This is a genomic window from Dolosicoccus paucivorans (assembly GCF_900100125.1).
Taxonomy (GTDB): Bacteria; Bacillota; Bacilli; order Lactobacillales; family Aerococcaceae; genus Dolosicoccus; species Dolosicoccus paucivorans.
In genome coordinates this window covers 1-8892 of sequence record NZ_FNEL01000064.1, presented here as the reverse complement: position 1 = coordinate 8892, position 8892 = coordinate 1, and the positions used below count along the sequence as shown (strand labels likewise).

Annotated in this window: 11 protein-coding genes and 1 pseudogene; 4 read left to right on the top strand and 8 right to left on the bottom strand. The window is 36.8% G+C overall.

Annotated features, from left to right (window positions below):
• Nucleotides 1–289, top strand: a 289-nt coding sequence (locus BLR79_RS07840; protein WP_143338821.1) for an IS30 family transposase, incomplete at its 5' end; no start/stop codon positions are given.
• An 88-nt stretch (nucleotides 290–377) separates the two neighbouring features.
• On the opposite strand, the gene rpsI is transcribed toward BLR79_RS07840, so the two are convergent.
• The 5 genes and pseudogenes from rpsI to BLR79_RS07815 all read right to left on the bottom strand — a co-directional run.
• Nucleotides 378–770, bottom strand: coding sequence for a 30S ribosomal protein S9 (gene rpsI, locus BLR79_RS07835; protein WP_092086713.1), 393 nt, complete (start codon nucleotides 768–770; stop codon nucleotides 378–380).
• Between the two features lie 14 nt (nucleotides 771–784).
• On the bottom strand, nucleotides 785–1228 hold the full coding sequence (rplM, locus tag BLR79_RS07830; RefSeq protein WP_092086710.1) for a 50S ribosomal protein L13: 444 nt from the start codon (nucleotides 1226–1228) through the stop codon (nucleotides 785–787).
• A gap of 428 nt (nucleotides 1229–1656) precedes the next feature.
• The gene (locus BLR79_RS07825) at nucleotides 1657–3570 is read right to left on the bottom strand and encodes a DUF438 domain-containing protein (RefSeq protein ID WP_092086707.1); all 1914 of its coding nucleotides are present in this window, start codon (nucleotides 3568–3570) and stop codon (nucleotides 1657–1659) included.
• On the bottom strand, nucleotides 3571–3798 hold the full coding sequence (locus BLR79_RS07820; protein WP_092086705.1) for a DUF1858 domain-containing protein: 228 nt from the start codon (nucleotides 3796–3798) through the stop codon (nucleotides 3571–3573).
• 305 nt (nucleotides 3799–4103) lie between these two features.
• Nucleotides 4104–4499: pseudogene (locus BLR79_RS07815) on the bottom strand (transposase); the annotation flags it as partial.
• Between the two features lie 186 nt (nucleotides 4500–4685).
• Here BLR79_RS07815 and BLR79_RS07810 point away from each other — a divergent pair.
• The 3 genes from BLR79_RS07810 to BLR79_RS07800 all read left to right on the top strand — a co-directional run bounded on the left by BLR79_RS07810 (nucleotide 4686) and on the right by BLR79_RS07800 (nucleotide 7130).
• Nucleotides 4686–4883, top strand: coding sequence for a helix-turn-helix domain-containing protein (locus BLR79_RS07810; RefSeq protein WP_092086699.1), 198 nt, complete (start codon nucleotides 4686–4688; stop codon nucleotides 4881–4883).
• A gap of 235 nt (nucleotides 4884–5118) precedes the next feature.
• Nucleotides 5119–5856: an alpha/beta fold hydrolase gene (locus BLR79_RS07805; protein WP_092086696.1), complete on the top strand. Its 738-nt coding sequence runs from the start codon at nucleotides 5119–5121 to the stop codon at nucleotides 5854–5856.
• A gap of 11 nt (nucleotides 5857–5867) precedes the next feature.
• On the top strand, nucleotides 5868–7130 hold the full coding sequence (locus BLR79_RS07800) for a BaiN/RdsA family NAD(P)/FAD-dependent oxidoreductase (RefSeq protein WP_092086693.1): 1263 nt from the start codon (nucleotides 5868–5870) through the stop codon (nucleotides 7128–7130).
• A 1-nt stretch (nucleotide 7131) separates the two neighbouring features.
• Here the strand turns inward: BLR79_RS07800 and BLR79_RS07795 are convergent, their stop codons facing one another.
• The 3 genes from BLR79_RS07795 to BLR79_RS07785 are packed head-to-tail and all read right to left on the bottom strand — an operon-like array spanning nucleotide 7132 to nucleotide 8286.
• Nucleotides 7132–7386 (bottom strand): hypothetical protein, encoded by a 255-nt coding sequence (locus tag BLR79_RS07795; RefSeq protein ID WP_092086690.1) that lies wholly within the window; start codon nucleotides 7384–7386, stop codon nucleotides 7132–7134.
• Nucleotides 7387–7426: 40 nt separating this feature from the next.
• Nucleotides 7427–7870: a hypothetical protein gene (locus BLR79_RS07790; RefSeq protein ID WP_092086687.1), complete on the bottom strand. Its 444-nt coding sequence runs from the start codon at nucleotides 7868–7870 to the stop codon at nucleotides 7427–7429.
• Nucleotides 7864–8286, bottom strand: a complete 423-nt coding sequence (locus tag BLR79_RS07785; protein ID WP_092086684.1) for an Rpn family recombination-promoting nuclease/putative transposase — start codon at nucleotides 8284–8286, stop codon at nucleotides 7864–7866. Before BLR79_RS07785 ends, BLR79_RS07790 begins: the two co-directional genes overlap by 7 nt.
• Nucleotides 8287–8892 lie beyond the last annotated feature (606 nt).

Here is an 8892-nt window from a genome sequence, read left to right as displayed (position 1 = left end):
CAAAAGTTTCACCTCTGATCGTGGGAAAGAATTTGCTTGTTATTCAGACATCGAACAACAAAACATCGCTTTTTACTTTGCGGATGCTTACAGTGCCTGGCAGAGAGGGACTAACGAGAATTCCAATGGATTACTCAGAGAATTTTTCCCTAAACGCACAGATCTAGCTAAAATTACGGAACATGATCTTTTCAATGCGCTATGGTTGATAAACAATCGACCTAGAAAATGCTTAGATTTTAAAACACCTTTTGAAGTACTCATGCACGAACTCGTTCAGTTAGAATAACTTTTTGTCGCAATAATTATTGCAATTCATCATGCACAAAAAAACCATCTCCCAAAAAGAGATGGTTGTATTCGAGTAAAGCCACAAATTAACGTTTTGAGAATTGTGGTGATTTACGCGCTTTTTTACGTCCTGGTTTCTTACGCTCAACCATACGTGGGTCGCGCGTTAATAGACCAGCTGATTTTAATGATGAACGGAAGTCTGGATCAACGTTTAATAATGCACGAGCAATACCTAAGCGGATTGCACCTGCTTGACCAGTAAATCCACCACCGTTTACGTTAACAACAATGTCATAGGTACCTACTGTTTCTGTAATGTTTAGTGGTTGCTTGATGTCTTCGTGTAAGTGAGGGAATGGGATATACTCATCTAGCGCTTTACCATTAATTGTAAAGTTCCCTGTTCCTGGCAATAAACGTACACGAGCGGTTGATCTTTTACGACGACCTGTACCAAAATATTGTGCTTTAGCCATTTATAATTCCCTCCTTAAATTAATTTTGTAATGTCTAATGCTTTAGGTTGTTGTGCAACATGGTTGTGCTCTGAACCTGCATAGACATGTAATTTTGTAAATTGTTTACGACCTAAGCGAGTATCTGGAAGCATTCCTTTAATTGACTGCTCCACTAAGCGTTGAGGGTTACGTTCCAATAACTCTCCTGCTGTAACAGACTTGATACCACCTGGGTGTCCTGAGTGACGGTAGTAAACTTTGTCAGTATGCTTTTTACCTGTTAAATGCACCTTATCTGCATTAATTACAATAACAAAGTCCCCTGTATCAACGTGGGGAGTGTAAGTTGGTTTATTTTTACCACGTAAAATTGAAGCAACGACAGTTGATAAACGACCTAATGGGATATCTGTTGCGTCCACTACAACCCAGTTACGTTCAACTTCGTTCTTTTTAGCCATATATGTTGTACGCACGTTTAATTCCTCCATAATCTAATATCTAGTTGTTTGACAAAACTTATGAGATTCCGGGGCTCATAGTGGTGGCAAACAATACCGTTATTAATCTTACCTAGAATCAAGGTTAAAGTCAAGATTTAGAGGAGAGTTTTTTTAATTTTTTTGTAGAGAAGTCAAACATTTATGACACAGCCTTTGATAAATAGACTGCCAAAAGCAGTTAAACATTCAGCATATTTCTGGAAAGTTTTGTCAAGGCCTTTAGAGCGAAGCGTGCCTTGACGAAACTTGGAGGAAATATATAATGGCTAACTTAAACTTGAAATTTAAGTTTAAATTCAAAACAATATTTTTTATATTTCATACAAAACTCCCCTAAAGTTGGATCTAGTGTCCAACTTTAGGGGAGCAGCTCAAACTAGCGGACGGTTTTTTATATTTTATTAAAAATACGGTTTAATATTGCGCACTTGTTCAAAAATCCCAATGAACGCACCGGAACTGTCAAACATTCCTAAATATCTCACGTGTACAAAGCGATTATGGCTTACTTGTTCAAACCATAAATTTTCTTCGCGACGACGCTTTGCTTCGAGATCATTGACCAGCTCATTCACACGTGGCCAAATGTTAGGTGGATGGCAAAACTGTAATTCACGGTCCAATTGTACCGGACTGCGCTTAAAAATCATATCCGCGTGCGGTATCGCTTGGTTAAAATACTTAAAAATGCGCTCAGCGTTAACATAAGTGACCTCAAAAGGTAGCGCGTTAAAAATGTATTCGATTTGATTCAAGCTTAACTGGCCTTCGTGAAAATCAATCAACACATCTCTGTCTATACTAGAATCTTTTTGTTGGGTTGCATTTTTTTCAAAACTAATCATTAATTCTGCACCAGAAATTTTGATTTTCTGCGTTTCAATTCCTGGAAATTGATCAACAACTGACATACTCGTTCTTGCTATAACGGATGAATAGATAATTTCATCATTTACTTCCTCTAATGGACGAAACTTTCTTTTCAATCCACCTTCAAGTTCTCTAAAAGGCTTGATATCTTCTTTTAACACCACAAGACCGGTCAATACTTCATTCGTATCATATAAAGCTTGGTAACTTATTTCATAACCTGAGTCCGTAATTTCACGTAAAAGTTTATTTTCTGGCTGATCTTGGACCAACTGCAGTTGTTTACGAATCGCCGTTGCTTCCTCTGCATCAAATAAATCATTCAGTCCATAATTAATCGAACGTATACTATTCGGTTGGTTAACGTATTGAATACTTTCATCTAAACCAATAACCGTTACCTCTTGTGGCATATAATCCATCAACGCCTGAATATTGTTTAGCGATAAGTCTCCACCTGAAGTCGTGTGCAACTGATTTCTATCTAATGCTTGCCCATCCATATTTTGTTTGAGAGTTAAAGTCACTGTGCCCCCTTGGAACTGCACTTCTTTACTTTCAAGGTGTGTTTCAGTGGAGACTGGTAGTGCTGGCGTAATCACAGTTTCAGGTTTTGCTGCTACTTCTACTGTTTCTACTTCAACAACTTCTTCTTCCTCAAGTTCAGGTTCCCAAACTTCCGTCGGTGGATTGATAATTGCATAGCCATACGTGCCACTTTCCTGCGCAATTTGATACCACTCTGCTCGATCTAAGGAATCTAACAGGATATTAATCAAAATAGCTTCTTCTTTGAAAATCATTTCTTTAAATTCAAATTCAAAAGCTTCAAATTTTGCACGCATATCTTCTAGTGAGCTTTCAGGTAAGTTATCAGCAGCTTTTTTCGTCGTATAGAAAAGTTCTCGAATTTCATCATCTTTCGCCCACATGACTTTAGGTGGGGCTTGATAATTCTTTTTTTCTAAAAATGGAAAAAATAGTTTCTCTTTTCGTTCATAATGTTTTTCAAATTGACCTAATATATTAAATTGATTGCTTAAGCCCTGATAAATACCCTCTACCATGGCAACTTCTGGGTCCGCTTCAAGTGCATTTAAAATATTATAAATACGTAAAAGAGTTGCTTGTAACGCTAAGTTCTCATCTTTAAAGACGCGTACTGGATGCCCTGGATGGTCGATTTCATAACCATTTCCATCTTGAATACTATTTTCGAACGTACGAGCATGCACGTTACAAAGCTTTAAAACGTCTTCATAAGTTACTTCACCATGATCAAAAATAATTTGCTGCTCCATTGCCGCAATCTCAATCGCTGAGACATCACTAAAATGCTCTTCGAAATCATCCTGAACTGAATCTGGATCAGCGCCACGATGAAGTCGTACTAAAATATCTTCTAATACATCGATTCTTTGTTGTGCTAAATTTTTATTATCCATTTAATCTCCTTTAACCTCATAGCCATTCCATTTCAGATTTTGAATAATATCGTCAATAGATTTTCCAAGCAATTTTGCTCCCTGCTTTAAAGTTACTTTATAACCTAAAGTTTTATACATTGTCTTATTTTCTAAAGGCTTAAAGCCCATTTCAACAAAAACCTCTAAAAGTTCTGGGTGCTCATCAATAATTTGAGCAATCGGAGCATTGATATCGATTTTATTCACTAAATAAAACTCCTTAAATTGAAATTATATGTTCAGTAAATTTCACACGGTTATTATAACGCATATTACATAAAATATTTTATATTCTTAAAATTTGAGTAGAAATCCTGAATAATTCATACCTCTAATTTCAGAGGCTGTTTTTAAATATTGTTATATTTTCTTTATCGTTTTCCATTTTCTATCCTAATTATTTAATTTTTTTCGGTCTATTTAATTATTTTGAGACTTTTTACTTTTCAAACTCAAATTTTGGGCGCACTTCTCCCTGGGCCATTTAAACTTTTTTTTAAAAATCAGGTTCTTTAAATGTACTGCCGAATCCTTTGGATTTTCCTGAATACGGCATAAAACTCTCGCTGATAAACATGAGAACTTGATAGTTTTAAATACATTTGTCTTGCCGTGCTGACGAGTTTTCCAGCCACTTTGAATAGACGGAAACGGATTGTGTCTACTTGGAGTCCTTTTGATTTTGGCTCAAAACACAAGGTGCGTAAGAAGTTAACCGAATTGTACGCCAACAGGCTAATCATCATGCGGGCCTCGTTTTCAATGAATCTGGGACTATCTGTTTTATCAAAGAAGAAGCTGTTCTTGGCTTCTTTAATGTAGTTTTCCATGGTACCGCGTTGATTGTAAGTTTCAAACACTTTTTTAGCCGAGATGTTGAAAGAACAATTAGAAGAGTTGAAGCTATTAAATAAAGAAAAAAGGGCCTCGCTCAAACAAGCTTAAGCAAGGCAATAGAGAAGGGACGCCACCCTCTTCTGTTGTTAATTATATCAAAGGAGGTTTTAAAATGCGAACATCAGAAATGATTTTTCTCGTTGTCGTTCTAACATTGATTTTAGCCCAAGTATATATTAACGTTAAGGGAGATAAACATGACAAATAATTTAATAGCCACTATCTCTAAAATAATAAAAACTGAAACCGGCTATTCTATCGCTCAAAACATTGGTGTGCGCCCCGAACAAATCAATCGTTTAAAACGTGGAGAAAGAAAAGTAGATAACATCTCTTTAGACATGGCGCAAAAAATATTAGATTATTACGCAAATGTCACTATCGATATTAAATAAACACAAACAAAAACGGAGGAAATGAATCCTCCGTTTGTTTTATTTTTTGATGGTTTAGTTTACTATTTCAATAGTATGTTGCAAAATTAACTTTATCAACTTTTTTGGTTGCATAAAACGAGCGGTTAATATGGTTTATTACAAAGGATTAGAAACAAAAAACATTAAGCAGAATGATATCTTTCAACAGTCGCATCTTCTATAATGAAAGTAACTTTTAAAAGGAGCGATAGGTGTGAAGTTTTCTCTACAATCTAAATATATTGGCGATATTCCTATTTTAGAAGTGACAGTTGATCGCCTTCGAAATAAGCCTCTTCCTACCATTATTTTTTATCATGGTTGGCAAATGACCAAAAAACTCGTCCTCACCCAAGGACGTCGTCTAGCTGCTAAAGGGTTTCGTGTTGTATTGCCTGACAGCAAACATCACGGCGAACGTTATCAAGCTATGTCGCTCGTTCCTTCTTTAACTTTTTGGCAAACGATTCAAGCGAATTTGTTCGAGTTTGAATTTATCGTTAAACATTACCAAAAGAGCCAACTTATTTTAAATGATCGGTTAGGAGTTGGGGGTATTTCGATGGGTGGAATGACCACCGCGGCTCTATTGACCCACCATTCAGAAATTAAAACGGCTGCTTGTGTGATGGGAACTCCTGACTTACTGGCTTACCAAAACTACTTGCAACAAGCTTTAATAGATTATGACCGTTTTGTACCCAGTGACTACTCCCATCTTCTCAGTTGGGTTTCTTACTACAATCTAGCCACTCAACCGGGAAAATTAGGTGACCGTCCTTTATTTATTTGGCATGGACGTCAAGATGAGCGGGTACCCTTTGAATCTGTGGAACAATTTGTTAAGAACAACCCACAACTTAATTTAACTTTTTCACCTGCTGAGGCTCCACACTTTGTTGATCTACCAGTGATGGATGAAGTGGCAGACTTTTTTGGAAATTATTTATAAAGGAGAATACTATGCAATATGATGTAATTGTCGTCGGAGGCGGGACGAGTGGTTTGATGGCTGCTATTCATTCTGCCCAACAAGGTGCTTCGACGATACTCGTTGAAAAAAACCGCGTCTTAGGGCGAAAAATACTACTTACAGGAGGCGGACGGTGTAATGTAACGAACCGTACAACAGTTCAAGGATTAGTGGATCACATTCCTGGCAATGGTAAATTTTTGTACAGTGCATTAAGCCAATTTAATCAAGAAGATATTGTTCACTTTTTTGAATCCCGTGGAGTGAAATTAAAAGAAGAAGACCACGGTCGTATGTTTCCGGTGACGAATAAAGCCAGGACAATTTTAGACGCTCTATTAGAAGAAGCCAAGAATGTGGGAGTGACAATTCAAACGAAAGCTGTCGTTGAAGGATTAGTATTTAGTGACGATAAACAATCCGTTACTGGCATTAAAGTAAAAGATCAGCCCCCGATTTATGGAAAATCTGTTATCCTTGCGGTCGGCGGACGAGCTTATCCCGGAGCAGGCTCAACAGGAGACGGATATGGTTTTGCAAAATCTGCCGGTCACACAATCCAACGGCTTTATCCTACAGAAGCACCGATTCTTTCAAATGATTCATTTATTAAAGACCGCTCCTTACAAGGAGTTTCTTTAAGAGATGTCTTAATCACCTTATATGATAAAAACAACAAAGTGATTACCCAACACCAGATGGATATGATCTTTACCCATAAAGGTTATTCAGGTCCGGCAATTTTAAGAACTTCTGGTCATTTAAACCAATATTTACACCGTTCTAAAGAGCCATTCGCTCATTTATCGATTGACTTAACTCCTCAAGAAACGATTAAGTCACTAAATGAAGATGCTCAGAACAAGCGAGATAAAGAACTTTTAACATTATTAAAACAATGGATGCCTGAAAGACTTGCTCTCGTTATTTTAAATCAAGTAAGATTAAAGCCGGACCAACCCTATCGCCAATTAACCCCGCCTCAAGAAGAAATGTTATGGCAACAAGTTAAATCCTTTAATATTACAGGCTACGGAACTGAACCCATCGAAAAAGGATTTGTTACTGGTGGAGGTGTGACGACGGATGAAGTCGAGCCAAAAACAATGGAGTCAAAATTAGTAGAAGGTCTTTATTTTTGCGGAGAATTGTTAGATATTAATGGTTATACAGGTGGGTACAATATTACCGCCGCTTTTGTTACCGGAGCAATCGCTGGACAGTACGCGTCTTGGGATAGCTTTGGAAGATAAATTAAAGCACCTTGGCGTAAAAACCGAGGTATTTGTTATATTTAGAAGGAAAACTTATAAAGCTAAGGGTTATTTTTATAATCTCATTGACTTCTTCTAGGGATAAGCCAACAATAGAAACAATTTGAGTCGAAGGGAAATCTAATTGATACATGGAAATGACCATTCTTTGGCGTTCAAGTTTTCTACCTTCTTCAATATCGTATTGACGTTCGGCTCGGCGGATTGTTTCGTCTTTAGATAATGGTCCTTTCATAAGCTTCACCTGTACTTTTAAATCATAATGTCTTTAGTTCTTAACTTTGATTTTCTAAAATTTCTTTAATTTGTCCTATGGATAAGCCAGTAATAGAAGCAATCTGGACTAATGGTAGATCCTGTTGATACATTGAAACAATCATTCGTTGTTGTTCTTCCTGTTTTCCTTGTTCAATTCCTAATTCAATACCCTCTTCAATATCGTATTGACGTTCAGCTCGGCGGATTGCTTCGCTTTTAGAAATAGCTTCGGCCATTTGACGTTCCTCCTCACTTAAATTCTCTAATCGGATCATCGCGGCAGCGTCATGAATATAGTACGGTGCTTCTTTTGGAATGGGTTCTCCTTTAAAGAAAACTTGCCAGTAAACAATATTTGGATGACTGGTGCGAGTGTTCCTTAAACTAAAGTAAGTCGCTTGAACTCCTTTAGCTTTCTTATAGGCGGTTAAACGCTTATTATTGTTAACATCTTTTAACACACAAAATGCCTCACTGCGTCGCTATCCGGTTCGAATAAATTAAAATCTGTAATATTAATCCCGTAGGTTGACTTAAGAGATGTATATGGTCCTTCTTTATCAGACCCGTCTACTTGATATTGATCGTTATACTTTTGGAATAAATAATATAACGTCCGCTCAATAAACGCTGCATGGTTTCTCACTTGCATCTCAATGGTAATGTACTCTCCTGAAAGGGTTTGAGCTAAAATATCCACTTCGGTGCGCGTAATCTTTTCCGGGTTAATTCGTTTAATATTATACGTTTCTTTTGTTTCTAAGTGTTCAAACTCTAGCCCTAACACGGCTTGAACAAATCCTTTTAAAACATATTCATTTCCTGGAGTAGTAAACACTTTCTTAAATAATAAATCGTTGATAGGTAATAGCTTCATTTAATGAATCCTTTCTTTTATTATATCACCTTCAGACTATGAAATAAAAATATAATCAAACGTCACTGAATCATAAAACACACCTCCCAAATTACTATCTACTTATAAGTTAGTAATTTAGGAGGATTTCCATTAAATGAAATAAAAAAAAGAAGAGGCTGTGACATAAGTCCATGACCTCTAATAAAATAATCCCGCCAGAATGTTTAGAGTAAACGTTCTGGCGGGATTTTGATATAATTTACTTATCAAATCAAGCTAATAAAAAAGCAGGAGACCATACCTCCTGCTTAAGACAATCCAGAAAGGACTATCTCTAATGAACGGACTTAAGTATACCACATCTTCTCCCGAAATCATAGTCTCTGTTAACTTTTCACTCCCTCAAGACTCTAGAGTAGTCAAACATATGTGACACACACTTAAAGTTCTAGTACAAAATAAATAGAATTGAATGGGGTTCTGGGGGACCGCGGTCCCCCAGAAAAAATTAAGCACTTTGTGATTCAAAGTATTGGGCCACGACTTCATTCGGACTCAAAAAGTTAAGTACTTTACGATGGATATTATTACTTCGGTTAATATAACGCGCATGCGCCTTAAATA

Coding starts and splice junctions, on each gene's coding strand:
- rpsI (WP_092086713.1), bottom strand. CDS start 770: ATGGCTAAAGCACAATATTTTGGTACAGGTCGTCGTAAAAGATCAACC.
- BLR79_RS07825 (WP_092086707.1), bottom strand. CDS start 3,570: ATGGATAATAAAAATTTAGCACAACAAAGAATCGATGTATTAGAAGAT.
- BLR79_RS07810 (WP_092086699.1), top strand. CDS start 4,686: ATGACAAATAATTTAATAGCCACTATCTCTAAAATAATAAAAACTGAA.
- BLR79_RS07800 (WP_092086693.1), top strand. CDS start 5,868: ATGCAATATGATGTAATTGTCGTCGGAGGCGGGACGAGTGGTTTGATG.
- BLR79_RS07795 (WP_092086690.1), bottom strand. CDS start 7,386: ATGAAAGGACCATTATCTAAAGACGAAACAATCCGCCGAGCCGAACGT.
- BLR79_RS07785 (WP_092086684.1), bottom strand. CDS start 8,286: ATGAAGCTATTACCTATCAACGATTTATTATTTAAGAAAGTGTTTACT.